The following is a 26,573-nucleotide window of genomic DNA, read 5'->3' as shown; positions in this document are numbered from 1 at the left end:
TGGATTTTGTTGGAGCACAAGTGATTTTATATTCTACGAGACTGAAAGAACGAGGGTTATGAATCATCCAGATATTGCGAGGCGTGTTTACAATCATACCTGGAAACTTGATCCTATTATTCGTTCATTGCTCGATACGGATTTTTATAAACTTCTTATGGTACAGATGATCTGGGGGCTTTATCCTCATGTCAATGTTACCTTCTCCCTCATAAACCGCAGCAAAACAATACGTCTTGCCGATGATATTGATGAGAATGAGCTGCGTGCTCAACTTGATCATGCCTTGAGCTTGCGCTTTACAAAAAAAGAAATGATTTGGCTTGCTGGTAATACATTTTATGGGCGTAAACAAATTTTCGAACCAGATTTTCTTCATTGGCTTGAAAACTTTCAACTCCCAGAATATGAACTTACCCGCAAAGATGGCCAATATATCCTTCATTTTCATGGTCCATGGGCTCATAGCTCCATGTGGGAAATCCCTGCTCTTGCTATTATCAGTGAATTACGTTCACGTGCCGCTATGAAAAACCTCGATCGTTTTGCTCTCGATGTGCTTTATGCACGCGCTAAAGCAAAAATGTGGAGTAAAGTTGAACGCCTTAAAAAATTACCTGATATTAAAATATCTGATTTTGGGACAAGGCGTCGTCATTCTTTTTTATGGCAACGATGGTGTGTTGAAGCATTAAAAGAAGGTATTGGCAATTCTTTTACCGGAACTTCTAATGTTCTTTTAGCCATGGATACAGATTTAGAAGCTCTTGGAACCAATGCCCATGAATTACCCATGGTTATTGCTGCTCTTGCAGAAAATGATGATGATCTACACAGAGTGCCCTATAAAGTCTTGCAAGATTGGAATCGCTATTACGGTGGAAATCTTCTCATTGTTTTGCCCGATACTTTCGGCACAGAAGCATTTTTGCGCAATGCACCAGATTGGGTCTCTGACTGGACAGGTTTCAGACCTGACAGTGCTCCTCCCATCAAGGGAGGTGAACGCATTATTCAATGGTGGAAAGAAAAGGGAAAAGATCCACATGAAAAATTATTAATTTTTTCTGATGCACTTGACGTCGATACAATCGAAAAAACCTATTACCATTTCCATGGAAGAGTACGCATGAGCTTTGGCTGGGGAACAGACTTGACGAATGATTTTGCAGGCTGTTCCCCCCAAGAAATCGAAACTTTTGATGCCCTTTCCCTTGTTTGTAAAGTCACCCATGCCAATGGTCGACCAGCCGTAAAACTTTCAGATAATCCTGAAAAAACCATTGGTGATCCACAAGAAGTACAGCGTTATCTCAATTTTTTTGGCAATGAAAAACGTAGGCGAGATCTATAAAAACTTAGCTTCTCACTAAATTTAAAAATGAATATATTCATTATCATTTATCATTCCAGCTTGAAAACACAACATAAAACAATTTCTCATTTCAGATGTTTTTAATTATATAAAAAATCTGTTAGTTGTATGTCATAAAAAGAATGAATCTATGCATAAAAAATTCTTGAAAAGAGACTATATTACTTTCTCTGAACTCTCTGTAAGGTAAAAATACATATAACATGAGAACAAGCTTTGGATAATAGCTGGTCTGTTACTTTATAAATAAAAAAATGATGACGCTTAAAAGAGCTCTCATTATACTATTCATGGAAAATATTGAAAACTAAAAGAGGGTAAAATACATCACTGATGGATAGAGTGAATGTAGATTTTATTCATCATTTACTTGCAGAAATACCCCCCTCTGAACATAGCTCTCATCTCTTATCAATGTAACGCGTATTTAGTTAAGGTATTTGCACATAATCCTTTTTTTCATACAATTATTTCACCAACATGTTATCTTATAATAAATTGTCCCAAAAGCATTATCTTATAGATATCCTTGTTATGTAAGCATTTCCCTCAAATTTTGGAGTCAAAAAACTGCTCGATTTATAAGTCCTTTACTTTCTATCATTACGAAGATGGACGCGTTACAATATAAATAACAATAAACAGTAAAAGTGCAGCAACCAATAAAGCAAGCCACAAAGCAGGATGCGTTATCACTAGAAAAGATAAAAAACCACCTGCAATACTCATCAATGCCAAAACTTTAACAAATGTGGAAATAGCTCTCTTTTCTTCCCATTGCTTAATGGGTGGACCGAAAATACGATGATTATTCAGCCAACGATGAAAACGTGGCGATGAACGAGCAAAACACCATGAAGCAATTAATAAAAATGGCACAGTTGGCATAATAGGTAATATTATACCGATAACAGCCAATATAATCATTGCCCAACCTGCTACATAATAGCAAATACGCAAAGGGTGAGATATTTTAAAATCTTTTTTCATCCTCTCGTACTATTTCTCTCCATATAAGATCACTCTCCATATTTTTCTGCTTTTCGCATGCTCTAGAGCACAATCTTTTATACGACTTTATTCGCAAGTGTATTTTTTTTGATAACTTCTTCTAAAGCAAAAACAGCTTACGCAATATGATGATCATTTTTAAATTTTCAAGAAATATGAATAAATTTTTAGAAAAAGATAAAATAAAAAGGCTGCAGAATAAATCAATGCAGCCTCTTAATTACGAATGCAGTGTTGGGGGGAGAATACATACTGCACCCATTCGCTAGGTGTTAGGAGGAAAATAACCTAGCCGGATGCTTTCTAGTTAAAACAAACATGAGAGACAATACACAAAAATGCATGGCTGATATGCATGAACTTTAGCAACCTCAAATTTCTTGAATCGTAGCGCGACGAAAAAAAATCGACATGAAAATAGCAATAAAAATCAATGTCAAAATCAACACGATCGTAGAAGCGGAATCAGAGCCAATAAACAAACTGAGATAAATTCCTAAAAAACCAGAAAAACTTGCAACAAGTATAGCAATCACCAACATAAAAGAAAATCGCTTTGTAATAAGATAAGCAATTGCTCCTGGTGCTATGAGTAACGAAATAACCAGAACAATACCTACAGCTTTCAAAGCTGCAACAATCGTGAGAGAAATCATTGTTAAGAGAGTATAGTGAAGTAATGATATTCGCAATCCCATGGCACGACCTTGAACGGAATCAAAAATATACAGCATAAAATCGCGCCATTTTGCTGCTAAAATAAAGGTGACAATAGCAGAAATGATTGCCGTCTGTGTAATATCAAGCCAGTTAACACCCAATAGATTACCAAATAGAATATGATTCAAATCTAAACTGCTATAAATAGATGTGGCCAAAACAAGCCCTAAACCAAACATCGATGAAAAAACAACTCCCATCACCGTATCTTGTTTGATGCGGCTATTGCTTCCTAAAAAACCTGTTGCAAGCGCACACACCATGCCTGCAACAAAAGCACCACAAGTAATCAAAGTCATTGTAATGTTTTCTGAACGCATATGCTGAAGCCAAGCAAACGGTAAAGAAGTCAAAAATGCTATCACCCACGGTGTCGTCATATAACCAACAACAACACCAGGAAAAACAGCATGGGAAATAGCGTCGCCTAACAGTGCCCATCCTTTCAAAATCAGAAAACAAGAAAGCATTGCCATAGGAACAGAAAGGATCATGACAATAAGCATGCCTTTCAACATAAAAGAAAATTGAAAAGGAAGTAGTAATTGATCAATCATGACAATATCACACCTTTTTTGGCCGCATTTATACGCAAACGTGCAGCAATAAAACCGTGCTTAGGAGCAAAAATAAAAGCTAACATAAACAAAAATGCTTGAAAAAGCACAACAACACCACCTGTTTGCGCATTTAAAAAGTAACTCACATAAACACCTAATACGCTTGTGAATGTCCCAATTATAACTGCAATGATCAAAACATTTACAAAACGATCACTTAAAAGATAAGCTGTTGCCCCAGGCGTCACCACAAGGCAAATGACCAAAAATGCTCCAACTGTTTGCATAGCAGCAACAGTACAAGCGGCAAGCAAGGTGAAAAAGAGAATCTTTAAAAACTTTACATTCAGTCCAATGGCACGTGCATGCGTCTCATCAAATAAAGAAACAAGAAGATCTTTCCATTTTAACAGCAATATAAGCAAAGAGAAAAAACCAATAAAAGCCAATTGGATAATATCTGATGAACTCACTGCTAAAATATTTCCTAAAACAATTGTATCAATATTCACAGCCATTGGCTTTAATGATTTAAGAAATAATCCAAAAGCAAAAAAAGAAGAAAAAATGAGACCAATAATCGTGTCTTCTTTTAGTTTTGTCCGTTGATTAAAAAACAGCATCGCTGCTGCTGCAAGCCCACCAGAAAAAAAAGCTCCAAGTGAAAAAGGTAAACCTAAAAGGTAAGCCCCTGCTACACCAGGAACAATCGAATGGGAAAGTGCATCACCAATAAGCGACCAACCTTTTAACATCAAAAATGCAGAAAGAAAGGCACAAACACACCCAACTAATCCAGAAACCCACATCGCATTAACCATATACTGATAGCTCAGTGGCTCAAACAACCAAGAAATCATGCAACGTGCTCCATTCTTTGAACATTCTCATGAACGACAGAGCGGTTTGCACCCGTGAAACCATCATTTTTGTTCACAGCTTGAAGATCAAAAATATGATGATGCAAAGCACCACCAAAGGTTTTTTCCAGATTTTCCTTTGTAAAGACGGTTTCAGTTAATCCAGAAGCCAAAACCGTTCCCTTGATTAAAACTGTGTGGTCACAAAACTCACGAATAGAACCTAAATTATGTGTAGAAACTAATATCACTGCTCCCTCTTTACGAAGATCCTGTAATAAAGCAATGATTTTATCTTCTGTTGTGACATCAACCCCTGTAAATGGCTCATCTAATAAAATCGCTTTTGCCTGCTGGGCAAGAGCGCGTGCTAGAAAAACACGCTTCTTTTGCCCACCAGAAAGTTCGCCAATTTGGCGCTTGGCAAATGCCAACATATCAACCCGTTCTAAGGCAATACGAACAGCTTCATAATCTCGTGCCCGTGCATAACGAAAGAAATTCATGTGACCATACCGCCCCATCAAGACAACATCTTCAACGAGAACAGGAAAATTCCAATCAACATCTTCACTCTGGGGAACATAAGCAATAAGGTTTTTTTTCAAAGCCGTATCAACAGGCAAACCAAGCATGCGAATTTTCCCTTTTGAGGGGCGGACAAACCCCATAATCGCTTTAAATAACGTTGACTTACCTGATCCATTTACGCCAACCAATGCCGTAATAGAACCTGTTGGACTTTCAAAATTCACTTCACGTAAAGCTGTGTGTCCATTACGATAAGTTACCGTTACTCCTTGGGCAAATATTCCAGATCTCTTCATTGGCTTTTTACTCCCTCTAATAAGGCATTGCTAATACGCCCACTTGTGACGCGTAATAAATCAATATAGGTTGGTACTTCACCATTCTTCTCACTCAGAGAGTCAACATAAAGCACACCACCGTATTTAGCCCCTGTTTCACTGGCAACTTGCTTAGCAGGCGCTGGAGAAATAGTGCTTTCAGAAAAAACAGCATGGATATTATATTTACGGACCATATCAATAACATGCTTAACCTGCTGTGGTGTTCCTTGCTGATCAGCGTTAATGGGCCATAAATAAAGTTCTTTTAGATCAAAATCACGCGCTAAATAGCTAAATGCACCCTCACTGGTGACAAGCCAACGCTTATCTTGCGGTACTGCTTCTAATGCAGTCCTGATTGGATCAATTGTTGCGCGAATCTTCTGCTTATAAATTTCGGCATTTTCTTTATAAATAGCAGCATTCTCAGGATCATACTTTACAAAAGCGTCGCGAATATTATCAACGTAGATCAGAGCAGAAGTGGGTGACATCCAAGCATGAGGATTGGGCTTACCGCTAAAGGGACCTTCACCAATTTTAATGGGTACAACACCTTTTGAAACGACCACACTTGGAACATCCTTGATATTTTGAAAAAACTTTTCAAACCAAAGCTCCAATTCTAACCCATTCCACAATACAAGGTTGGCTCCTTGTGCGCGCATAAGATCGCGAGGGGTGGGTTGATATTCATGAATTTCAGCACCTGGTTTCGTGATTGATTCAACATCAGCAGCATCACCCGCTACATTGCGCGCCATATCAGCAATGATCGTGAATGTCGTAACAGCTTTAAATTTACCAGCACACAAAGCAAAATTGGGGGTAAAAAAAACAAGACTCCCAAAAACTATAGTGAAAAACGTTCTTATCTTCATTGCTTCTCTCTTTCCTTCATATGCCCTCTCTCATTATTGCGAATAATTTGCATTATCATTTAGCAATAACAGTTATATTTTATATTTGCAATGAAAGATTATCAGAAATAATAACTTTTCAAGATGTTTAAAACAGCCTTTTTCATCTTGAAAAACTTAATGATTTAAAGTGAGCCTGCTTTGATAAAAAAATCATCTTTCAAGAAGCTCTATAGCTCTTGAATGCAAAAAGGGAACATTCAAAAATGCTCCCAATTTATAAAAGCGTCCAAGAGAAGACAAGAATACTCAACAGCGCAAATATGCGCCTGTCACCTTCGTGACATTTTCCACCACTTTTAAGGCAAGCACTTCTAGATCTTCATCTGTTAGAGTCCGTTCCATGGGTTGAAGAGTTATTTCAATGGCAACAGATTTTTTATCTTCACCAAGGCTTGAATCTTCAAAAATATCAAAAACCTGTACAGAATGAATAAGCTTTTTGTCCGCTCCACTCGCGGCACGCATGATAAGAGAAGAAGTAACCGTTTTATCGACGACAAAGGCAAAATCACGCCGCACCATTTGAAAAGGCGATAATTTCAATGGAGGACGACTTTTTGTTGCTTTTTTCTTTGACTCTGGAATTTGATCAAGAAAAATTTCAAAACCACAGACAGGACCACTGACATCTAGTTTTTCCAATGTAGCAGGATGAAAAACGCCAAAAAAACCAAGATTAATCTTTGATCCAAGCTTTATGACCCCCGAACGGCCAGGATGATACCAATCAGGTGCTCCAACTTCAATTTGTAGCTTGCCATTCTCTATACCACATGCTTCTAAAACAGCCAATGCATCAGCTTTTGCATCAAAAACATCAACTGCTGCCGCATTTCCATGCCAAAAGCGTCCTGCCCCTTCAAATCGCTCCGTTCCACGACGAATACCACCGGCAATACGCTGTTGCTTATCGGGAGTATCACCCTCATAGATATTGGAAACTTCAAACAAAGCAAGATCTGGAAAACCACGATCAGCATTGCGCTGTGCCGCCACCAACAAACCAGGCAAAAGAGAAGGACGCATAACGGACATATCAGCAGAAATAGGATTTATTAATTTAAGCTGTGCTTGACCACCTCCAAAAGCCAGTGCCTGTTTTTCAGAAATAAAAGACCAAGTCACAGCCTCCTTCATACCACGATGCGCTAAAACCAAACGCGTAATACGAGCACGAAGTTGTGAGACTGTTAAAATCGGACCTGTGTTCTCTGTAAAATTTTCCAATGGAATAGGTTTAATTTTATCTAGCCCATAAATCCTCATCACCTCTTCCACTAAATCAGCTTTACCAGCAATATCAGGGCGCCATGTTGGTACTTTAACCGTAACTATATCTCCCTTTCCTTCAATGCAAAATCCAAGCTTTGTTAATATAGTTACGGCTTCTTCACGCTCTATTGGCAAATTTGTTAAACGTTTAATTTCAGAAAAGGGGAAAGCAATCTGTTTGACTTCTGGTTGCTGATAACCAACAACCCTCTTCTTAGATACTTCACCACCGCAAAGGCGTAGAGCTAATTCTGTTGCAAACTCAAGCCCTGTTTCCATAAAAGCTGGATCAACACCCCTTTCAAATCGATAACGGGCATCACTAATAAGACCTAATGCACGACCAGTCCGCGCAATGCTCCGTGCATCCCAAAGCGCTGACTCGATAATAACGCGCCGCGTCGTTTCATCACAACTTGTTCTTTCACCACCCATGATACCAGCAATGGAAACAACCCCCTCTTCATCGGCAATGACACAATCTTTAACACTCAAATGATAGATTTTTCCATTAAGCGCTTGAAGCTGTTCACCTTCACGTGCACAACGTACATGCAAATTGCCTTTAATTTTATCGGCATCAAAAACATGAAGCGGACGACCAAGATCAAAACTGATGTAATTGGTCATATCCACCAGCGCATTAATCGGTCTTAAACCTATGGCATTTAAACGTTGTTGCATCCATTGCGGCGATGCACCATTTTGAACATCACACATTTCACGCCAAGCAAAACCTAAACATAAAGGTGCGCTTTGCGAAAAATCTACAGAAACATCAAGCGATGTCTCAAAGCTCGCGTCGAATTGTGGTAAGGATAATTCTTTTAATTTTCCAATTCCAGCAGCAGCAAGATCACGGGCAATACCGCGAACACCTGTGCAATCAGAACGATTTGGAGTCAAACCAATATCAATAATTGGATCATCTAAACCGCTGTAAACCGCAAAGGTTTCCCCAATAGGTGCGTCTTTTGGAAGCTCGATAATCCCATCCTGTTCACCTGATAATTCAAGCTCGGCCCATGAACACATCATCCCAAAACTTTCAACACCGCGAATTTTTCCTACCGATAGCGTTACATCAAGTCCTGGTACATAAGTGTCTGGTAAAGCAAGAACACCCACAAGCCCAGCACGTGCATTTGGTGCCCCACAAATAACTTGTATAGGTATACCAGTTCCTGTATCTACCGATAAAATCTGAAGTTTATCTGCATCAGGATGTTTTACTGCCGTTAAAACTTTCGCAATGACAAAAGCTTTTAAAGAAGAACGGTCATCAACATGATCAACCTCAAGACCTATAGCCGTTAGCTTCTCACAAATTTCATCCAAAGATGCATCTGTTTCTAAATGATCTTTTATCCACGACAATGTAAATTTCATTTTAAAACCTCACATTAAAGCTTCTGACAAGATCACACATTTCTTAAACTAGGAAAAAAAGCAGGCATATCAAAACAGCGAAAGCCATAATGATTTAACCAACGCAGATCCGCATCAAAAAACGCCCGTAAATCAGGCATGCCGTATTTTAACATGGCAATGCGGTCAATGCCCATGCCCCATGCAAAACCTTGATATTCATCGGGGTCTAAACCAACATTTTTTAAAACATGGGGATGCACCATTCCGCATCCTAAGATTTCTAACCAATCCTCTCCTTCCCCAAATTTTACTTCCGAACCAGAGCGATCACATTGAATATCGACTTCCATGGACGGTTCGGTAAAAGGAAAAAAAGAGGGACGAAAACGCATCTTTACAGAGGGAACTTCAAAAAAAGCTTTACAAAAAGTCTCATGAAGCCACATCATATGGGCAATGGTAGAGGTTTTATCAATAACAAGACCTTCTACCTGATGAAACATAGGGGAATGCGTTGCATCTGAATCCATACGATAGGTTTTCCCAGGAATAATGATACGTATCGGAGCTTTCTGCTTTTCCATGGTACGAATTTGCACAGGGGATGTATGGGTGCGTAATAATTTCCGCTCCCCTGTTTTATCAACATCAAAAAAGAAAGTATCATGCATTTCACGTGCTGGATGACCTTCAGGAAAATTCAATGCCGTAAAATTATAATAATCTGTTTCAATATCTGGACCCTCTGCAAGAGAAAAACCCATTTTCGTATAAATAGCGATAATTTCCTCAATAACCTGTGAAATAGGATGAATACGTCCCCGTTCCATAGGCGAAGAACGCACGGGTAAAGTGATATCCACCTTTTCACGAGATAAGCGAGCATCCATTGCTTGACGTCTTAAAAGATCACGTCTTTGCGCCCATAATTCTAAAATGCGATTTTTTAACCCATTAAGAGCTGGACCAACTTTTTGGCGCTCTTCAGCATCCATCTTCCCTAATGCTTTTAATTTTTCAGAAATACTGCCTTTTTTGCCTAACACCGCAATACGCACTGCTTCTAGCGCTTGTTCATCGCAAGCCCCTTCTAAAGCTAAACAAATTTCTTGTTCCAGACGCTCAATGTTGCTCATATTTTTGCCTATTGTTTTTGAATAGAAAAAACCCCGCACCAGAAATAACCAGTACGGGATCCCAAATAAATGAATGCTTTAAGAGAACACGACTGGCTTATTTGACAGCGCCTTCAAAAGCATTAGGTGTTGTGTTTTTCAAATATTCCAAAGCCTTCTTTGCAGAAGCAACCAAAGCAGAAAAGGCTGCCTTTTCATGAATTGCTATATCTGAAAGAACTTTACGATCAACCTCAATACCAGCTTTTGATAAACCATCAATAAAGCGCCCATAAGTTAAACCTTCTGCACGAACCGCCGCATTAATTCTCTGAATCCACAAAGCACGGAAATTACGTTTCCTATTTTTACGATCACGATAAGCGTACTGCTTTGAACGATCAACTGCTGCCTTAGCTGCACGAATGGTATTTTTACGACGACCATAAAAACCTTCAGCCTGTTTCAAAACTTTTTTGTGTTTAGCGTGCGCTGTTACACCTCTTTTTACACGTGCCATGTAATATTCTCCTAAAAATCAAAAGCGTAAGGTTTAAAAACCATTTGGCAAATAATACTGAATAACTTTTTTAGCATCTGGTTCACTCAAAACCATTGTTCCACGTGCATCGCGAATAAACTTATTCGAACGTTTAATCATGCCATGGCGTTTACCAGAAGCTGCTCCTTTAACTTTGCCTGACGCAGTGATTTTAAACCGCTTTTTAGCGGATGATTTGGTCTTCATCTTGGGCATTTTGCTACTCCATACAATATTTATTCATTACAATTTCATTTTATTCCACATAATTCATTAAAGTGGACTTCTTTATTCAAGCGGACCAACGCTTGAACAAGCATGCAAACAGCCACGGCATGCCCTGCCGGACGGTTCCAACCGCATTTCATAAGCTAGTCTACACAAAATAGCAAGAGTGTATCAAAAAAAAACGGGAGCTCCATTGCCTTGAACTTCAACCAAAGGTGCTGGAATTGCATTCGTTTTGATTGCTGCTTTACAGAGATCAGCAATAATGCATTGCATACATTGTGCTTTGCGCGCTTGGCAAATATAACGCCCATGTAAAATAAGCCAATGATGCGCATGACGAAGATAGTGAACCGGTATAATCTTGAGCAACTTTTCTTCAACAATCTCTGGTGTTTTACCAGGCGCTAAACCAAGACGATTGCTAAGACGTAAAATATGTGTGTCTACCGCCAAAGTAGGCTGACCAAAAGCAATATTTAAAACAACATTCGCTGTTTTACGCCCCACTCCAGGAAGGGACATAAGTGCTTCACGCGTATCGGGTACTTGACCACCATAGTGATCAATTAAAAAGCAACAAAGTGTATAAACATTACGCGCTTTTGCACGCCAAAGACCAATGGTACGAATATGGCGTGCAATTTCTTCTTCTCCTAAAGCAATCATTTTTTCCGGACGATCAGCGAGGCGAAATAATTCTTTTGTTGCTTTATTAACACTCATATCTGTCGCTTGAGCCGAAAGAACAACAGCAATTAAGAGCGTAAAAACATCTGTATAGATAAGATCACTCTGAGGAGCCGGACGTTGAACAGAAAAACGGCGAAATATTTCTTCAATTTCATCTTCTCTGTACAATGTTCCAGAGGATTTTCGCGTCTTTGATACTTTTTTTGTCCTTTGAGCCATTGAACTCTCTCAATCTTCTCTCTTGAAGTTATCATTTATACTTGCCATATGAGAGTCATGCAGAAAACACTTTTTATAGAGCTTGGTCAAGAAAAGCCGCTTTGAAGAGGACATTCACAATGACACATGTGACGCCTTTCTCCAATCCCTTTCTTTTAGGATTTGAAACGGTAGAAAAAACATTGCGACGTATTAGTAAAGCTGATGAGACTTATCCCGCTTATAATATTGAGCGTTTACATAAAAACGATGACACAAACTATATACGTATAACTTTGGCTGTTGCTGGATTTAAAGTCAATAATCTCAATATCTTGCTCGACGATAATCAACTGATCATTCATGGCAAACAAACAGACAATCAAAATCATCAATATTTATATCACGGTATAGCAGCGCGCCAATTTCAACGGACCTTTGTTCTAGCCGAGGGAATGGAGGTTTCAAATGCGGAGTTGAAAAATGGTCTTTTATCAATTAATCTACACCAACCAAAAGCAAAAAAACAAATAAAACAGATTCCGATTAAAGTGAGCAGTGCTTAAATCATAAAAGCCAATGCATAAAGGAATAGAGAAATGGGAGAACATAAACAAAGCTTTTCGTTGCAAAATATGTCCTACTCTGAAGTAGGGCAAATTGCTTATTTAAAAAAAGTTTGTACCGATGACCTCGCTAAAAATTTTCCAGATCTTCCTCCAATGACCCCAGGCATTACAATATGGGCTCTTTTTGGTGAAACAGGTTATCCGATCATTTTGTCTGATGAGCGTTCTATTGCTCTTGCCGGAGCCAATGAACATGAGCTACAAATTGTAACTCTACACTAACACTGTTTAAAAAAATAATTGAATATTTTTATACGCTTTATCGATCTTTCTTAAGAAAGGATAGCTATTAGTCTTTTTATAGATAAATTGGAAGCAAATCATTTTAATTTAAGGAATGGCGTAACTAGTTTTTATAAAGAAGTATAGCTGCGCTTAATTTTCTGCTATTTCTTTAGACTATCAATTTAATGGTATCTGCTCTTTCTTTTATACTCTACGTATACTCTACGCTGTTTAGCTTTTATTATTTGCATTTTCTTTTCAAAAAGGATTTTGATCATAAGAAGGTTTTTTATTCATGTAAATTTAAAAAATATATATTTTATTGATAATGATAATTTATCGTTTACATATCGAATGAGAGATCTGAATATCGTAAGACTCTTTCATTGTAAATCTCTTCTATGTTGAATCAATTAAAGTATTGTCTGGCTTCTTGCAAGTAAGACAAGCGTGTATGGTATGGATAAGAACTATAAAAAAGCGTAAAATGCCTCTTATCAAAAGTCTTGATGTAAAGGCTGTCGGAACATGGGATCTGTAAAGAGAATGATAGTGACCAATTGCACCTGCATAAGCGTAAAAATTGTGGTGCCCAATGGACTTCATTTTATGACTATCCACGAGCACTCTCGTGAAATTGGCTTGAAAGCATGAAGAGATATCTCTTTAAAACCAAACCTGATCATTTTACTGATAAGAAGTTCTATAATGGAACAAATTGCAAAACCAACTCAATTCTTGTCGGTATTTTTATAATCCTCCTTAACGCCGCCCACATGCTTTTAATTGCTGCTCATATTGTTTAGACATTCTTGCCATACGCTGCGCTGCCTGTACAAGTGCACCATTTGCATATCCCCCACTGCGCGCATAAGCACCATGCCCCATATGATAATTTAAATAAAGGCTATAGGCATCATCAAATCTCACACCATTGCGCTCCACACTTTGACGATGATACCAAGCGACAAAATCAGCAGCATCAGCAAAATTCGTACGCCATGCTAAAGACCTCCCCGTAGAGCGAAGATACATTGCCCATGTACTGTCAAGCGCTTGAGAATAACCATAAGCTGTCGACCGGCGCTTCCATGGAATAAAACCAAGTAATTTTGTGCGTGGAGGACGTGCATTATGGCGAAAGTTTGATTCCAACTTAATGGTTGCAAGAATAATAGGCATCGGAATTCCATAACGCATTTCTGCTCTTTTGGAAGCCTTTCCCCAATTATCAAAAAAACCATCTTTTTGTGCCAAAATGGCACAAGCGTTATTTGTATGGATCGGGGAAGTTGTTGCACACCCTTCCAGCAGAAACACCAATGCCCCTAAAAACAAAAGGTGTCGCATATTCTCTCTTTCTTTCATGAGGAAATCATGAGAGATGAATACTAAAAAATGATTACCAATCCATAAAAGACTATCATGATAGTTGTGATTACTGAGAAGCTGGTTTTATTCCTCATCAACCAAACGCAATGTTTGCGATTGAAAAGATGTTGTCATGTTCGTTGGTTCAACATGATTATCTTTTAATTGAAAATTTTCAATGCGGTTAGCACGTTTCATAATTTTGGAGGACGATATTAAGATTCCCTCTACATCTTCACCCGCTTTGTAAAAATGCTTCTGTAATGCACGAACACGGGTATCCATTCTTCCAAAATCTTCCATCAATTTTGCTACTTCTGACTGAATCAAATGCGCTTGTTCACGCATCCGTGCATCTTTCATAATGGTTTGTACAACCTGAACGGATAACATCAACAAAGAGGGAGATACAATGATCACATGTGCTTTATTGGCTTTTTGTACCAATGGCTCAAAATCCTCATAGATTGTGGCAAAAATCGATTCCGATGGAACAAAGAGAAAAGCCGTATCATGTGTTTCTCCAGGAATGAGATATTTTTGGGCAATATCACGAATATGAACTTCCATATCGGTACGAAATTGACGTTCTGCCTCTTGACGTTCTTGTGCGGATGCTGCTTTACGCATGGCATTCCAAGCCTCTAGAGGAAATTTAGCATCAACAACTAAGGAGGGTGATTTATTCGGCATATGAATAAGACAATCTGGTCGCTTTCCATTGGAGAGAACTGCCTGAAAAACATAAGCATTTGCTGGGAGGGCATCGGCAATAATTGCTTCCATTCGTCCTTGACCAAAAGTACCACGCGTTTGCTTATTGCTTAAAATGGCTTGTAGTTGAACGACTTGCCCCGTAAGTGACTGAATATTATTTTGCGCTGCATCAATGACCGCTAAACGTTCTTGCAAACGATTTAAATTTTCATAAGTTGATTTGGTCTGTACCTGAAGGGTTTGACCCAAATTAACTGTCATGCCATTGAGTTGCTCACTAAGTGACTTATTCAATTCAGCCTGCCTTTGACCAAAAATTTCCGCCATTGTTTGCATTCGTCCTTGCATTTCAGCTTGTGTTTTGAGCAATGTGGCCATCTGTATTTGTGCTTCACGGGCACACTTAGCAACTTCGCTTTCCCAAAATGCCTTTTTTCGGTGAGAATAAATCAATATAAAGAACACCAAACATACAAGCAGCAATAAAAGCAGAGCACTCAGTCTTGTAAAAGACTCATCAGAGAGCGTAAAAGAAAAAAACGAATCAAACATAAGGTACAATATAACGTTCTTATCGCAAAAAAGCGCGAGAATCCGTTATTCAATATTGACCCACAACAATGGATTGATTAATCTGTGATCCATGCCAATGAGACCTTTAGTTATTTTACCTGATCCGATTTTACGGGAAGTATCTAAACCTGTCGAGCATATTGATGAAGCCCTCCAAAAGCTTGCTGATGATATGCTGGAAACTATGTATCATGCTCAAGGCGTTGGTCTTGCTGCTATCCAAATTGGTATACCACTGCGCATGTTGGTCATAGATGTCTCGCAAAATGATGAACAGAAAAATCCACAGGTTATTATCAATCCAAAAATCTTATGGCTTTCAGAAGAACGTAATGTTCACAAAGAGGGATGTCTTTCTATTCCAGAATATTTTGCAGAGGTTGAACGTCCTAAACGCCTTCGTGTTCGTTATCAGAATCGTGAAGGAAAACAAACAGAAATGGAAGCAGATGATCTCTTGGCAACTTGCTTACAGCATGAAATTGATCATTTAAATGGTCGCCTCTTTATTGATCACATTTCAAAAATCAAACGTGATATGGTGATACGAAAATTTAAAAAACGTGCAAAAGAAAACAATACACAGGATGCAGTATTGTAATGGCATTACGATTAAGTTTTATGGGAACACCGCATTTTGCTGTTCCTATTTTACAGGCTTTGTTAGATGCAGGCCATGATATTGTCGCTGTTTACAGTCAACCTCCTCGCCCAGCAGGACGTCGTGGTCTTAAATTGATCCCATCACCTGTGCAAAATGCTGCAGAAGAAAAATCTATTCCCGTATTCACCCCTCAAACACTCAAAACAACCGAACAGCAGAGGCAATTTGCAGCACTTGCGGTTGATGCTGCGGTTGTTGTTGCCTATGGGCTTCTCTTACCTAAAGCCATTCTTGAAACACCGCGTTTTGGTTGTTTTAATGCCCATGCTTCACTCTTACCACGTTGGCGTGGTGCTGCACCTATTCAGCGTGCCATTATGGCTGGTGATAAGGAAACGGGGATGATGATTATGAAAATGGATGAAGGACTTGATACAGGGCCTATCGCTTTATCGCGCTCCGTCCCTATCACTGATCACATAACGACCGATGAACTCGCAAACAAGCTTTCACATATCGGCGCAGAACTTATGATAGAAGCTCTATCAGCTCTGGAAAAAGGACAGCTTCAACTTACCCCACAATTAGAAGAAGGCATCACTTATGCCGCCAAAATTGACAAGGAAGAAACTCGCATTGATTGGACAATGCCCGCAGAACATATTCATAGACATATTCGTGCACTCTCTCCCTCTCCTGGTTGCTGGTGTAACATGAATATCGGTGGACGAGAAGAACGTGTAAAAATTCTTGGAAGTCGTGTAACAACGGGTCCTTCTCTTGAAATCGGTCGAATAGAACCAGATTCTTTAATTATCCATTGTGGACAAGGACGCCTTGAAGTAACCTATCTGCAAAGATCTGGTGGTAAAGTCCTTGAGTGCGCAACATTTTTGCGAGGCGCTCATATTTCTGCTGTTTCTTGATATGCCACGTTTTAAACTCACCCTTGAATATGATGGTTCAAATTATGCTGGCTGGCAACGTCAAGCAGATCTGCACACCATACAAGGAGCTCTTGAACAAGCCATTTTTCTCTTTTGTGGACAACAATTGACCATCACAACAGCGGGTCGAACGGATGCTGGTGTACACGCTATGGGGCAAGTTGCGCATGTTGATTTTGAAAAAAACTGGCAGACGCACACTATACGCGATGCTCTGAATGCGCATTTGCAAAAACAACGAGAAAATATTTCAATCTTAAATGTCGAAAATGTCTCTCATGATTTTGATGCACGATTTTCCGCAATCAAACGTTATTATCTTTTTAAAATTCTCAATCGCCGTTCTCCACCAGCCCTAAACGCTAAACGCGTATGGTGGATACCAAAACCCCTTAATGCTGAAGCTATGCATGAAGCTGCCCAAAAACTTGTAGGAAAGCATGATTTTACGACCTTTCGTTCAGTACATTGCCAAGCTAAAAGCCCTATTCGCACCCTTGAACGCCTTGATGTGAAAAGAGAAGGAGAAGAAATCTTCCTCTATGCACAAGCACGCTCTTTTCTGCATCATCAAATCCGTTCCTTTGCAGGAAGCTTGATGGAAGTTGGTGTTGGACGCTGGAGAGCACAAGATCTTGAAGCAGCTCTCCATGCTAAAGATCGCACACGGTGTGGTGTTGTTGCACCGCCTTCAGGGCTTTATTTGACTAAAGTGGAATATTAACTGTCCCATCAAAATTAATTCTTCAAAAGCAATTAAGGAAGCTTATAAAAGCAACAAATTTCTTCAAAAGCTTCTGCTGCAGTATTAACAAATTTTACCAAATCAACATCGGAGGGAGAAATTGTGCCTTGTTCTGATAAATAACCAAAATTGATCACATTGTGCCAAAATTCTTTGCCAAACAATAAAATTGGAACCTGTTTCATCCGTCCTGTCTGTATTAACGTTAATGTCTCAAACAGCTCATCTAGAGTACCAAATCCTCCAGGAAAAATCGCTAATGCCTTTGCCCGCATGAGAAAATGCATTTTGCGCATCCCTAAATAATGAAAATTAAAACATAAATGTGGAGTTATGTAAGAATTAGGCGCCTGCTCATGGGGTAAAACAACATTTAAACCAACCGTTGGTGCACCAACATCAAAGGCGCCACGATTTCCTGCTTCCATTATCCCTGGTCCTCCCCCTGTGACAACCACAAATTCACGATATTGAGTGGTAGCAGAATAGCCTGAGCACAAACGCGCAAACTCCCTTGCCTCATCATAATAATGGGACATAGCATGCAAATTTTTCTTTTGCGTGTCATTTTTTGCTGCCCACGCTGCTTGCCCAGATTCAGGAATACGCGCACCACCAAATAAAACAACTGTTGATTGGATATCACATTCTTGAAGTGTTATTTCTGGCTTTAAAAACTCAAGACCAATACGTTGTGAGCGTAATTCTGGACGCATCATAAATTCTTGATCGATATAAGCCAAACGATAAGTAGGCGAACGCATTTGTGCTGAATCAGAAACTTTTTTTACCTGTTGTAGGGCATCCTTCGCATGAAGCAGTGGTGTCCAATGGTTTTGTTCTTCTCCTCGTTTTTCTTTATAGCCTTTTTTCATGCATCTATCCTATTTCTCTTCCTCATCGTTTTATTGACTGCACAGATTTCTTCACGTAGTCCATAGAGTCATAAATATTGAAACTTTCAACTTGTTTAACGGAACTCTAGCCATGACTCATCTCACACAACTGGAAATGATTATTGAAAAAGCATTTGACGACCGCAATTCTATCAATACTACCACAAAGGGGGAAATTCGTGAGAGCGTCGAACATGCACTAAACCTCCTTGATAAAGGAGAAATCCGTGTTGCACAACGCCAAAAAGATGGACAATGGCATGTTCATCAATGGTTGAAAAAAGCTGTTCTTTTGTCTTTTCGCCTCAATCCTATGCGCATCCTTTCTGGTGGCGTCAATGAATCATATTGGTGGGATAAAGTCCCTTCGAAATTTTCTGGTTGGCAAGAAGCTGACTTTCAAAAAGCCGGTTTCCGCTCCGTTCCTGGAGCAATTGTCCGCCATTCTGCCTATATTGCACCAAACGTTATACTCATGCCATCCTTTGTCAATCTTGGGGCTTTTGTTGATGAAGGCACAATGGTTGATACATGGACTACCGTTGGTTCTTGCGCACAAATTGGCAAACATGTTCATCTTTCTGGTGGTGTTGGAATCGGAGGTGTCTTAGAACCACTGCAAGCAAACCCAACGATTATTGAAGATCATTGTTTTATCGGCGCGCGATCTGAAATTGTTGAAGGTTGCATTATTCGTGAAGGTTCTGTTTTAGGGATGGGAGTCTTTATTGGGAAATCCACAAAAATTATTGACCGTACAACAGGCGAAATTTTTATAGGCGAAGTCCCTCCCTATTCTGTTGTTGTTCCAGGTTCTCTCCCCGCTAAACCACTGCCAAATGGTGAAGCAGGTCCAAGCCTTTATTGTGCTGTTATAGTGAAACGCGTTGATCAAAAAACACGAGAGAAAACATCCATTAATGATCTTTTGCGTGACTAAAGTGTACTCTTTAAGAATTCCGTAAAGAACTGTAGCCAATCAACAAAATCAAAGCAATCAATAAGGGAGAATACTCCCTTATTTCATTATTTATTCATTTTGAGCGCTTGAATAAAAGCCGATTGTGGAATTTCTACTTTTCCAAATTGGCGCATTCGCTTTTTGCCTTCTTTTTGCTTTTCTAACAGCTTGCGCTTACGCGTAACATCACCCCCATAACATTTCGCTGTTACATCTTTGCGTAAAGCACGAATTGTTTCGCGCGCAATGATTTTACCACCAATTGCTGCTTGAATTGGAATCTGAAACATATGCTGAGGAATAAGATCCTTCAATTTTTCGCACAGTGAACGCCCACGCTTTTCTGCAATAGTGCGGTGCACAAGCATCGATAATGCATCTATCGATTCTCCATTCACCAAAATAGACATTTTAACCAAATCGCCCTCTGTATAATCTGTCATCTGATAATCGAAGGAAGCATAACCTTTTGAGATTGATTTTAAACGATCATAAAAATCAAAAACAACTTCATTGAGTGGCAAGTCATATGTCACCATGGCACGCGTCCCGACATAGGACAAACTAACTTGTATTCCACGCCGTTCTTGGCAAAGCTCTAAAACGGATCCAAGATAATTATCAGGAGTCATTATTGTCGCGCGAATCCATGGTTCTTCAATAGAAGAAATTTTAATAATATCTGGCATATCCGCTGGATTATGGAGTTCTTTGACAGAACCATCATTCATATTCATACGATAAACAACCGAAGGCGCTGTCGCAATTAAATCTAAATTAAATTCTCGCTCTAACCGCTCTTGAATAATTTCAAGATGAAGAAGGCCTAAAAAACCACAACGAAAACCAAATCCCAAAGCCGCTGATGTTTCAACTTCAAAAGAAAAACTTGCATCATTTAAGCGTAATTTGCCCATGGCTGCGCGTAAATCATCAAAATCAGCGGCATCAATGGGAAAAAGTCCACAAAAAACAACCGGTTGGGCTGGTTTAAAACCAGGTAATGCCTCTTCACAAGGGCGGCGCTCTTCCGTAATGGTATCACCAACCCGTGTATCTGCAACTTCTTTGATAGAGGCCGTTATAAAACCAATCTCTCCTGGACCTAATTCATCGGCCTGAATCATTTTGGGAGTAAAAAAACCAACCCGTTCCACTGGATATTTTGCCCCAGTCCCCATCATGCGAATGGTTTGACCTTTTTTCAACACACCATCAATAACGCGTACCAAAACGATAACACCAAGATATGCATCATACCAGCTATCAACCAACATTGCTTTTAAAGGCTTGTCAACATCACCCGTATGTGGAGGGGGCAATTGTGTAACAATTGCTTCTAAAACATCAGGGACACCTAAACCTGTTTTTGCTGATATTTCCACGGCTTCAGAGGTATCGATGCCTATCACATCTTCAATTTGTTCTTTTACACGTTCAGGTTCTGCCGCCGGAAGATCAACCTTATTAAGTACCACAACCAATTCATGAGAATTATCAATAGCTTGATAAACATTTGCCAACGTCTGCGCCTCTACACCTTGGCTCGCATCTACCACCAACAGCGAACCTTCACAAGCGGCAAGAGACCGTGAAACTTCATAAGCAAAATCCACATGACCAGGTGTATCAATAAGGTTTAAAATATAAGTTTCACCACTGTGCGCTTTATAGTGTAAACGTACTGTTTGTGCTTTAATGGTAATCCCACGTTCGCGTTCAATATCCATAGAATCGAGCACTTGCTCTTTCATCTCGCGGCTCTCAAGCCCTCCTGTCATTTGAATCAAACGATCAGCCAAAGTTGACTTTCCATGGTCAATGTGTGCCACGATGGAAAAATTACGAATATAATTACGATCTACTGTCATAGGGGCGATTTAGCAAAGAATGACACAAAAGGCAAAGACCAATTATGTCTCTGCGAAAGCCTTGCAAAAAATATAAATGAAAAGACTCTTTAAAAACATAGCCCTTCATAACATAAAAAATGAGGATTTTGTTTGCTAAACTCTATACAAATGATTCAAAACACCCAAATGCTGTTAACTTGTTTATATTCATTGCCCTTTTACCGCTCATATGCTGTATATTGTTAGAAATTCTTCTATAGCTTTAGACTTGCGATAAAATTTGCAAAGAGTATTGTTTTCTCTTTGTACATGCTAGCCTATTTCTTTATCAACCTTACACAAAACAACCTTATAACGAAGCAGATGATCTTCGCAACTGCTAAAACTTTAGAAATAAGCTCTCTCTTGCACCATGTCTTTTGAAAAACGTCTACTCTTTAAAAAATTTTATTCTTCTTTCTCTTGATCGGATCATACCCCTCATAAAGCACAAAACGCCGCAAAATAGAATGCCATTGTCTTGCACATTCATATCCTGTTTTAAAGAAACTTTTCTTAATGCTCATCATACCCATTTTATGAAAACAACCATGAATAGTATAATATCAAATGCATTGAACAAAACCATTTTTATACTTCTGAAGGCGCCATCATCTATTGCCAGTCTTCAATATTACAATAACACTTGCATTTGAGAGCGTTCATATAAGAAACATTTTTACGCTTTTAAAAACGCTTCTTATCCATACCACTAACCTCACTTGTAGCATGTAAATAAATGATTTTGAGTGATTTAATAATAGGATTTAAATGAGACAATTTTACTATTTTCCTCTTTCTTCTTCAACATAGGAAGAAATAGATTATTCTTATAAAGAAATATATCGACTTGAAAATAAAAACTATGAAATCTTTTTAGATGGAAATAGCATGACAAAAATGCACAATTAATCAAATTTTTCAGTCATTTTCGTTTTTTTACGCCATTGTGAAGGTTGTAGTTCAGCCACAACAATCCCAATCAAAATAAACCCTCCCCCCAATAAAGCTAAAGGGGACAAAAGCTCACCAGCTAAACGCCCAACGATACCAGCCCATACAGGTTCGCCTGCGTAAATGAGTGTTGCACGTGTGGGCGAAATAGATTTTTGTGCCCAATTCATCGCCAATTGAATGATCGCACTCATCAATGCCAAACCTATTCCGATATTCAACCATACCCATGAAAATTCAGGTATGCTTTCACCCACCAAAGGCATACAAAAAAATGAAAAAACACCACTAAAAAATAGCTGTATAATCGTTACCCGTCGACTATCAACCCTGTTAGCAAAAATGCTGATGAGGATCACTTCTCCAGCAATTGCTAAAGCGCCTAACAAAGTCAAAACTTCGCCTTTCGAAAAATCAAACTGTCCTGGCTTTTGTCCAGAAATAAAGACAAGACCAATAAAGGCGAAAATAATACCAAGCCAAGAAGCTAAACGAGGTGGTTTTCTAAAAACAATCCATTGCAATATTGGAACTGTCGGAACATAAAGTGCTGTGATAAAAGCTGACTGACTACTAATAATGGTTTGAAGCCCCGCTGCTTGTAAAGCGTAACCTAAAAACATTCCTACACCAATAGCCATCCCAGCAAAAATTTCATAAACAGTTACACCTTTCATAGAGCGCCAAAAAATTGCCCCGCATATAAGTGATGCAACAATAAAACGAAATCCAACAAAGAACAGAGGACCGCTATAGCGTACCGCAATGTGAACGACTAAAAATGTAATACCCCACAATATTGTCGCAGCAAATAATGTGAATTCTGGTTTGCTTAATAAAGAATGTTTCAACTGTTTTATATTCATCATGAAAGGTTTTCTTTTCCAATTCTTCTCTCTAGCTTAGGAAACAATGAGTGTTCCAACTCCCTGTTCGGTAAACAATTCTAGCAAGACAGAATGCGAGGTTTTGCCATTTAAAATGACAACACCTTCCACACCATTTTGGAGGGCTTTTATACACGTCTCTACTTTTGGGATCATACCACCTGAAATCGTTCCATTTTTAATGAGGATTTCCGCTTCAGAAATCGTTAATTCCTTTAAAAGTTTACCTTTTTTGTCTAAAACACCAGGGACATCTGTTAAAAATAAAAGACGTTTGGCCTCTAATGCACCAGCAATAGCTCCAGCAAAAATATCAGCATTAATATTATAGGTCTTTCCATCGCGTCCTGGAGCCACAGGCGCAAGAACTGGTATCATTTCAGAACATGCTAAAAGATCTAACAATGTGCGGTCAACTTCAACCGGTTCTCCAACAAAACCCAAATCTAAAACACGTTCAATATGTGAATCGGGATCAATAACAGTTTTATAAGCCTTTTCAGCAAAAACCATATTGCCATCCTTCCCACACAACCCTATTGCCCATTCCCCCTCGGCGTTGATAAGAGCAACAATTTCTTTGTTTATGGAACCCGCCAAAACCATTTCAACGACTTCAACAATCCGCTCATCAGTTACGCGCAAACCGTTTTCAAAACGTGATTCAATCCCCATTTTCATCAAAATTTCAGCAATTTGCGGTCCTCCACCATGAACAACAACAGGATTGATTCCTGATTGCTTCAACAAAGCAATATCACGTGCAAATGCCCGCCCCAAATCAGGATCGCCCATAGCATGACCGCCATATTTTACAACGACTGTTTCATTTTCATACTTTTGCATATAAGGTAAAGCAGATGATAAAAATGCTGCTTGTGTTGCAAAAACATCTTCAATATCATTTTCAACTTCATCCATCAAAAGAGCCTCCTCATCACTTTTTACCCTTTCTTAAGCAGAATGTAGAAAAAGTGAAAAAAATTTAAAACAAGTTTACTCTATCCACCCCCCCCCCTTAAAAAACGCCCATTGTTTACATCACACAAAAGTAATAAAAAGACGCAATAAAGGTTGCCCTTTAAAAGAATTGATATCTAAAAATAAAACAAAACAGATATACAAAATATCATTGTCTTTATGACCTTGTATATAAATGAAAGCAGAATTTAGAAGAACTTTGAAGCCACACCGTACACTTAACTTACGGATCTTTAACAATGAATACAGATATATACAACCATTGATTTTATAAGATGAAAATAAAAATCACGATATCATGAATCACCATATCACCAATATAGAAAATACCTCAGTCGCACATATGTTCACCTTCAAATAAGTTAAAATTTTAACCTCAAAATTTGTCTTCTTTTCCATAATTGAATATCAGAAAATATGAACTGAACAGTCTCCCTCTCTCATACTACAGAGAACTATAATACATTGATTTATAATAATAATTCATAATTATTCTTTTAAATGAGAGCTCTGAATAGGGAAATATTTTCTTTATTTTCACCTCCTTTTTATGATGAATGAATAAAATCGTTAGCTTACAGATGACAACTAATCTCCTCCATGTCCGAAAAGACAAAGATCCCTACCACTGCCGGTTTGTAAACAACCCGAACCCTCTCGGTGGATTCCTACTGCTGACTATTGCTATAGTTCAATGCATAGACTCTACGAACAAGTCCAGCTCTGAATACTCACACGTTCTCTAAAAAGACTTCATGCGCAAAGTTTCCCATACCTTATATCACTATCATAAACAACAGTATTTTACGGCAGAACTAGATAATATCAGTATTTGAATAAAACCGTTTTAAAAGAACTAAAAATGTTTTTTATGAACCCTTAAAAAAATAGTCGCGATAATAGAAGCGGATAAATGAATGATAGGACTGGCTTGACAGCAGCACATCAAAAAAACTGTAGCTCTGTCATGCTTTGTCCTTTTTAATAGAATATACGACCCCCTCTGATAGAAAACCGTAAAATCATTCAATTGTTTCTTCTCTTCGTGATACTCCATAATTTAAGACATCCACAGATAGCCATAAAACTATAGCCTAAAACATCCCCCCTCTTTTCTCTTTAAATAACTTCATGACAGAAAAAAGAGCAATCTTTTCAAAGATTATGATGCAATAGAAAATGCATCACAACAATCTTGCAAGCATACTCTTCCCCTCATGAATTTTTCTGCATATTTATTAATTTTGTTTTGAGATATTTTCAAAAAATTCTTTCATACGTGAAAAAAAACCGTGTGATTGCGGTGAATTCTCATGATTTGAAAGCTTTTCAAATTTTTGCAATAATTCGCGTTGTTCTTGAGTTAGCTTCTGCGGTGTTTCAATAGTGATATGAATATAAAGATCACCCCTTTCTTGCTGACGGCGCAACATGGGCATACCTTTTCCTTTAAGGCGGAATTGTCGTCCATTTTGAGTACCTTCTGGAACCTTCACACGTGCTTTGACACCATCAAGGTCAGAAACCTCAAATTCACCTCCTAAAGCAGCTGTCACCATCGAAATTGGAACACGACAATGAATATCTGCCCCTTCTCGCTGAAAAAACTCATGCGGTTTAACAGAAAGAAAAATATAAAGATCACCGCTGGGACCACCACGAATACCAGCATCTCCTTCTCCAGAAAGACGAATACGCGTACCATCTTCAATACCAGCTGGAATATTCACGCTCAATGAACGCTGTTTTTCCACTCGTCTCGTTCCCTGACATTTTGGACATGGATCTGTGATGGTTTCACCACGTCCATGACATGCAGGACATGGCCGTTCAATCGAAAAGAAACCTTGTGCAGCACGTACACGACCAGCTCCATGACAGGTTCCACAAACTTGTGGCTTAGAGCCCTTTTTCGCACCCGATCCCTCACAAGTATCACAAGTAACGGAACTTGGAATATGAATTTGCACAGTTTTTCCCGAAAATGCCTCTTCCAAGGTTACTTCCATATTATAACTCAAGTCCGCACCACGCTCGCGTCCATCACCACGCTTACGCTGCATTCCCCCCATAATTTCGCCAAAAAAGTCTTCGAAAATGTCAGCAAATCCACCACCAGCAGCAAAACCACTAAAGGGATTTGCTCCTTCGCGTCCACCATTTTCAAAAGCTGCATGGCCAAAGCGATCATAAGCAGCACGCTTTTGAGGGTCTTTGAGGACTTCATAAGCTTCGCCAATTTCCTTGAATTTCCGCTCTGCCTCTTTGTCTCCTGCGTTGCGATCAGGATGATATTGCATTGCCAACTTACGAAAAGCAGATTTCAACTTTTTATCATCACATTCGCGAGTCACGCCAAGAATTTCATAATAATCAACCTTCATCATGTATTCCTGATAATTTTTTCATCCATCTTTATAGATAAGATTTGCTTTCAATTTATATTTTTAGCAAAAAAGTTGCAACTTATCTC

The 26,573-nt window shown here is 38.9% G+C and carries 24 protein-coding genes; 7 read left to right on the top strand and 17 right to left on the bottom strand.

What is annotated here, in order from left to right:
• Nucleotides 1-58 precede the first annotated feature (58 nt).
• Nucleotides 59-1,354: a nicotinate phosphoribosyltransferase gene (pncB, locus tag PVV69_RS02940; protein WP_273756379.1), complete on the top strand. Its 1,296-nt coding sequence runs from the start codon at nt 59-61 to the stop codon at nt 1,352-1,354.
• 624 nt (nt 1,355-1,978) lie between these two features.
• Here the strand turns inward: pncB and PVV69_RS02935 are convergent.
• The 10 genes from PVV69_RS02935 to nth all read right to left on the bottom strand — a co-directional run bounded on the left by PVV69_RS02935 (nt 1,979) and on the right by nth (nt 11,739).
• A complete protein-coding gene (locus PVV69_RS02935; protein WP_273756378.1) occupies nt 1,979-2,365 on the bottom strand; it encodes a YbaN family protein in 387 nt (128 codons plus the stop codon).
• 392 nt (nt 2,366-2,757) lie between these two features.
• Nucleotides 2,758-3,663: a metal ABC transporter permease gene (locus tag PVV69_RS02930; RefSeq protein WP_273720229.1), complete on the bottom strand. Its 906-nt coding sequence runs from the start codon at nt 3,661-3,663 to the stop codon at nt 2,758-2,760.
• Nucleotides 3,660-4,526, bottom strand: coding sequence for a metal ABC transporter permease (locus PVV69_RS02925; RefSeq protein WP_273756377.1), 867 nt, complete (start codon nt 4,524-4,526; stop codon nt 3,660-3,662). The genes PVV69_RS02930 and PVV69_RS02925 overlap by 4 nt, the downstream gene beginning before the upstream one ends.
• A complete protein-coding gene (locus PVV69_RS02920) occupies nt 4,523-5,353 on the bottom strand; it encodes a manganese/iron ABC transporter ATP-binding protein (protein WP_273720233.1) in 831 nt (276 codons plus the stop codon). The genes PVV69_RS02925 and PVV69_RS02920 overlap by 4 nt, the downstream gene beginning before the upstream one ends.
• Entirely contained in the window at nt 5,350-6,258 is a 909-nt protein-coding gene (locus PVV69_RS02915) for a metal ABC transporter substrate-binding protein (protein ID WP_273720234.1), read from the bottom strand. The genes PVV69_RS02920 and PVV69_RS02915 overlap by 4 nt, the downstream gene beginning before the upstream one ends.
• A 288-nt stretch (nt 6,259-6,546) precedes the next feature.
• A complete protein-coding gene (pheT, locus tag PVV69_RS02910; protein WP_273756376.1) occupies nt 6,547-8,961 on the bottom strand; it encodes a phenylalanine--tRNA ligase subunit beta in 2,415 nt (804 codons plus the stop codon).
• A 32-nt stretch (nt 8,962-8,993) separates the two neighbouring features.
• Nucleotides 8,994-10,079, bottom strand: a complete 1,086-nt coding sequence (gene pheS, locus PVV69_RS02905; RefSeq protein WP_273756375.1) for a phenylalanine--tRNA ligase subunit alpha — start codon at nt 10,077-10,079, stop codon at nt 8,994-8,996.
• Nucleotides 10,080-10,176: 97 nt separating this feature from the next.
• Nucleotides 10,177-10,578, bottom strand: a complete 402-nt coding sequence (gene rplT, locus PVV69_RS02900; RefSeq protein ID WP_273720240.1) for a 50S ribosomal protein L20 — start codon at nt 10,576-10,578, stop codon at nt 10,177-10,179.
• Nucleotides 10,579-10,611: 33 nt separating this feature from the next.
• Nucleotides 10,612-10,815: a 50S ribosomal protein L35 gene (gene rpmI, locus PVV69_RS02895; protein WP_273756374.1), complete on the bottom strand. Its 204-nt coding sequence runs from the start codon at nt 10,813-10,815 to the stop codon at nt 10,612-10,614.
• A gap of 183 nt (nt 10,816-10,998) precedes the next feature.
• Nucleotides 10,999-11,739 (bottom strand): endonuclease III, encoded by a 741-nt coding sequence (nth, locus tag PVV69_RS02890; protein WP_273756373.1) that lies wholly within the window; start codon nt 11,737-11,739, stop codon nt 10,999-11,001.
• Between the two features lie 119 nt (nt 11,740-11,858).
• On the opposite strand from nth, the gene PVV69_RS02885 reads away from it, so the two are divergent.
• Together PVV69_RS02885 and PVV69_RS02880 are read left to right on the top strand one after the other, a co-directional pair.
• Entirely contained in the window at nt 11,859-12,284 is a 426-nt protein-coding gene (locus PVV69_RS02885; protein ID WP_273720245.1) for an Hsp20 family protein, read from the top strand.
• A gap of 33 nt (nt 12,285-12,317) precedes the next feature.
• Nucleotides 12,318-12,569: a DUF1150 domain-containing protein gene (locus PVV69_RS02880; protein WP_273720247.1), complete on the top strand. Its 252-nt coding sequence runs from the start codon at nt 12,318-12,320 to the stop codon at nt 12,567-12,569.
• 765 nt (nt 12,570-13,334) lie between these two features.
• On the opposite strand, the gene PVV69_RS02875 is transcribed toward PVV69_RS02880, so the two are convergent.
• Nucleotides 13,335-13,922 carry a hypothetical protein gene (locus PVV69_RS02875; protein ID WP_273720249.1) on the bottom strand — a complete coding sequence of 196 codons (588 nt, stop codon included), beginning with the start codon at nt 13,920-13,922 and terminating at the stop codon, nt 13,335-13,337.
• Between the two features lie 105 nt (nt 13,923-14,027).
• Complete coding sequence (locus tag PVV69_RS02870; RefSeq protein WP_273756372.1) at nt 14,028-15,212, bottom strand: DNA recombination protein RmuC; 1,185 nt, start codon at nt 15,210-15,212, stop codon at nt 14,028-14,030.
• A gap of 91 nt (nt 15,213-15,303) precedes the next feature.
• On the opposite strand from PVV69_RS02870, the gene def reads away from it, so the two are divergent.
• Genes def through truA form a run of 3 tightly spaced genes read left to right on the top strand, consistent with a single transcriptional unit; the run spans nt 15,304 to nt 17,508 of the window.
• Nucleotides 15,304-15,834 (top strand): peptide deformylase, encoded by a 531-nt coding sequence (gene def, locus PVV69_RS02865; protein WP_273756371.1) that lies wholly within the window; start codon nt 15,304-15,306, stop codon nt 15,832-15,834.
• Nucleotides 15,834-16,763 carry a methionyl-tRNA formyltransferase gene (fmt, locus tag PVV69_RS02860; protein ID WP_273720252.1) on the top strand — a complete coding sequence of 310 codons (930 nt, stop codon included), beginning with the start codon at nt 15,834-15,836 and terminating at the stop codon, nt 16,761-16,763. The genes def and fmt overlap by 1 nt, the downstream gene beginning before the upstream one ends.
• Before the next feature lies 1 nt (nt 16,764).
• Nucleotides 16,765-17,508, top strand: a complete 744-nt coding sequence (truA, locus tag PVV69_RS02855) for a tRNA pseudouridine(38-40) synthase TruA (protein WP_273720254.1) — start codon at nt 16,765-16,767, stop codon at nt 17,506-17,508.
• A gap of 32 nt (nt 17,509-17,540) precedes the next feature.
• On the opposite strand, the gene PVV69_RS02850 is transcribed toward truA, so the two are convergent.
• Nucleotides 17,541-18,404, bottom strand: a complete 864-nt coding sequence (locus PVV69_RS02850; RefSeq protein WP_273720255.1) for an LOG family protein — start codon at nt 18,402-18,404, stop codon at nt 17,541-17,543.
• Between the two features lie 112 nt (nt 18,405-18,516).
• Here PVV69_RS02850 and dapD point away from each other — a divergent pair, with 112 nt between their 5' ends.
• On the top strand, nt 18,517-19,365 hold the full coding sequence (gene dapD / locus PVV69_RS02845) for a 2,3,4,5-tetrahydropyridine-2,6-dicarboxylate N-succinyltransferase (RefSeq protein WP_273720257.1): 849 nt from the start codon (nt 18,517-18,519) through the stop codon (nt 19,363-19,365).
• Nucleotides 19,366-19,451: 86 nt separating this feature from the next.
• Here the strand turns inward: dapD and lepA are convergent, their stop codons facing one another.
• From lepA to dnaJ, 4 genes are all read right to left on the bottom strand, one after another.
• Nucleotides 19,452-21,257, bottom strand: coding sequence for a translation elongation factor 4 (gene lepA / locus PVV69_RS02840; protein WP_273756370.1), 1,806 nt, complete (start codon nt 21,255-21,257; stop codon nt 19,452-19,454).
• Between the two features lie 929 nt (nt 21,258-22,186).
• Nucleotides 22,187-23,101 (bottom strand): DMT family transporter, encoded by a 915-nt coding sequence (locus PVV69_RS02835; RefSeq protein ID WP_273720262.1) that lies wholly within the window; start codon nt 23,099-23,101, stop codon nt 22,187-22,189.
• Between the two features lie 33 nt (nt 23,102-23,134).
• Nucleotides 23,135-24,040 carry an acetylglutamate kinase gene (argB, locus tag PVV69_RS02830; protein ID WP_273720263.1) on the bottom strand — a complete coding sequence of 302 codons (906 nt, stop codon included), beginning with the start codon at nt 24,038-24,040 and terminating at the stop codon, nt 23,135-23,137.
• 1,298 nt (nt 24,041-25,338) lie between these two features.
• Nucleotides 25,339-26,484 (bottom strand): molecular chaperone DnaJ, encoded by a 1,146-nt coding sequence (gene dnaJ, locus PVV69_RS02825; RefSeq protein WP_273720304.1) that lies wholly within the window; start codon nt 26,482-26,484, stop codon nt 25,339-25,341.
• Between the last annotated feature and the right edge of the window lie 89 nt (nt 26,485-26,573).

Origin of the sequence: Bartonella sp. MM73XJBT (assembly GCF_028618465.1) — a bacterium.
Lineage (GTDB): Bacteria > Pseudomonadota > Alphaproteobacteria > Rhizobiales > Rhizobiaceae > Bartonella.
This window is presented reverse-complemented; position numbering and strand designations above follow the sequence as displayed.

Excerpts from the sequence above, each read along its gene's own strand:
- pncB (WP_273756379.1), top strand. The coding sequence starts at position 59 with ATGAATCATCCAGATATTGCGAGGCGTGTTTACAATCATACCTGGAAA.
- PVV69_RS02935 (WP_273756378.1), bottom strand. The coding sequence starts at position 2,365 with ATGAAAAAAGATTTTAAAATATCTCACCCTTTGCGTATTTGCTATTAT.
- PVV69_RS02930 (WP_273720229.1), bottom strand. The coding sequence starts at position 3,663 with ATGATTGATCAATTACTACTTCCTTTTCAATTTTCTTTTATGTTGAAA.
- PVV69_RS02925 (WP_273756377.1), bottom strand. The coding sequence starts at position 4,526 with ATGATTTCTTGGTTGTTTGAGCCACTGAGCTATCAGTATATGGTTAAT.
- PVV69_RS02920 (WP_273720233.1), bottom strand. The coding sequence starts at position 5,353 with ATGAAGAGATCTGGAATATTTGCCCAAGGAGTAACGGTAACTTATCGT.
- PVV69_RS02915 (WP_273720234.1), bottom strand. The coding sequence starts at position 6,258 with ATGAAGATAAGAACGTTTTTCACTATAGTTTTTGGGAGTCTTGTTTTT.
- pheT (WP_273756376.1), bottom strand. The coding sequence starts at position 8,961 with ATGAAATTTACATTGTCGTGGATAAAAGATCATTTAGAAACAGATGCA.
- pheS (WP_273756375.1), bottom strand. The coding sequence starts at position 10,079 with ATGAGCAACATTGAGCGTCTGGAACAAGAAATTTGTTTAGCTTTAGAA.
- rplT (WP_273720240.1), bottom strand. The coding sequence starts at position 10,578 with ATGGCACGTGTAAAAAGAGGTGTAACAGCGCACGCTAAACACAAAAAA.
- rpmI (WP_273756374.1), bottom strand. The coding sequence starts at position 10,815 with ATGCCCAAGATGAAGACCAAATCATCCGCTAAAAAGCGGTTTAAAATC.
- nth (WP_273756373.1), bottom strand. The coding sequence starts at position 11,739 with ATGGCTCAAAGGACAAAAAAAGTATCAAAGACGCGAAAATCCTCTGGA.
- PVV69_RS02885 (WP_273720245.1), top strand. The coding sequence starts at position 11,859 with ATGACACATGTGACGCCTTTCTCCAATCCCTTTCTTTTAGGATTTGAA.
- PVV69_RS02880 (WP_273720247.1), top strand. The coding sequence starts at position 12,318 with ATGGGAGAACATAAACAAAGCTTTTCGTTGCAAAATATGTCCTACTCT.
- PVV69_RS02875 (WP_273720249.1), bottom strand. The coding sequence starts at position 13,922 with ATGCGACACCTTTTGTTTTTAGGGGCATTGGTGTTTCTGCTGGAAGGG.
- PVV69_RS02870 (WP_273756372.1), bottom strand. The coding sequence starts at position 15,212 with ATGTTTGATTCGTTTTTTTCTTTTACGCTCTCTGATGAGTCTTTTACA.
- def (WP_273756371.1), top strand. The coding sequence starts at position 15,304 with ATGCCAATGAGACCTTTAGTTATTTTACCTGATCCGATTTTACGGGAA.
- fmt (WP_273720252.1), top strand. The coding sequence starts at position 15,834 with ATGGCATTACGATTAAGTTTTATGGGAACACCGCATTTTGCTGTTCCT.
- truA (WP_273720254.1), top strand. The coding sequence starts at position 16,765 with ATGCCACGTTTTAAACTCACCCTTGAATATGATGGTTCAAATTATGCT.
- PVV69_RS02850 (WP_273720255.1), bottom strand. The coding sequence starts at position 18,404 with ATGAAAAAAGGCTATAAAGAAAAACGAGGAGAAGAACAAAACCATTGG.
- dapD (WP_273720257.1), top strand. The coding sequence starts at position 18,517 with ATGACTCATCTCACACAACTGGAAATGATTATTGAAAAAGCATTTGAC.
- lepA (WP_273756370.1), bottom strand. The coding sequence starts at position 21,257 with ATGACAGTAGATCGTAATTATATTCGTAATTTTTCCATCGTGGCACAC.
- PVV69_RS02835 (WP_273720262.1), bottom strand. The coding sequence starts at position 23,101 with ATGATGAATATAAAACAGTTGAAACATTCTTTATTAAGCAAACCAGAA.
- argB (WP_273720263.1), bottom strand. The coding sequence starts at position 24,040 with ATGGATGAAGTTGAAAATGATATTGAAGATGTTTTTGCAACACAAGCA.
- dnaJ (WP_273720304.1), bottom strand. The coding sequence starts at position 26,484 with ATGAAGGTTGATTATTATGAAATTCTTGGCGTGACTCGCGAATGTGAT.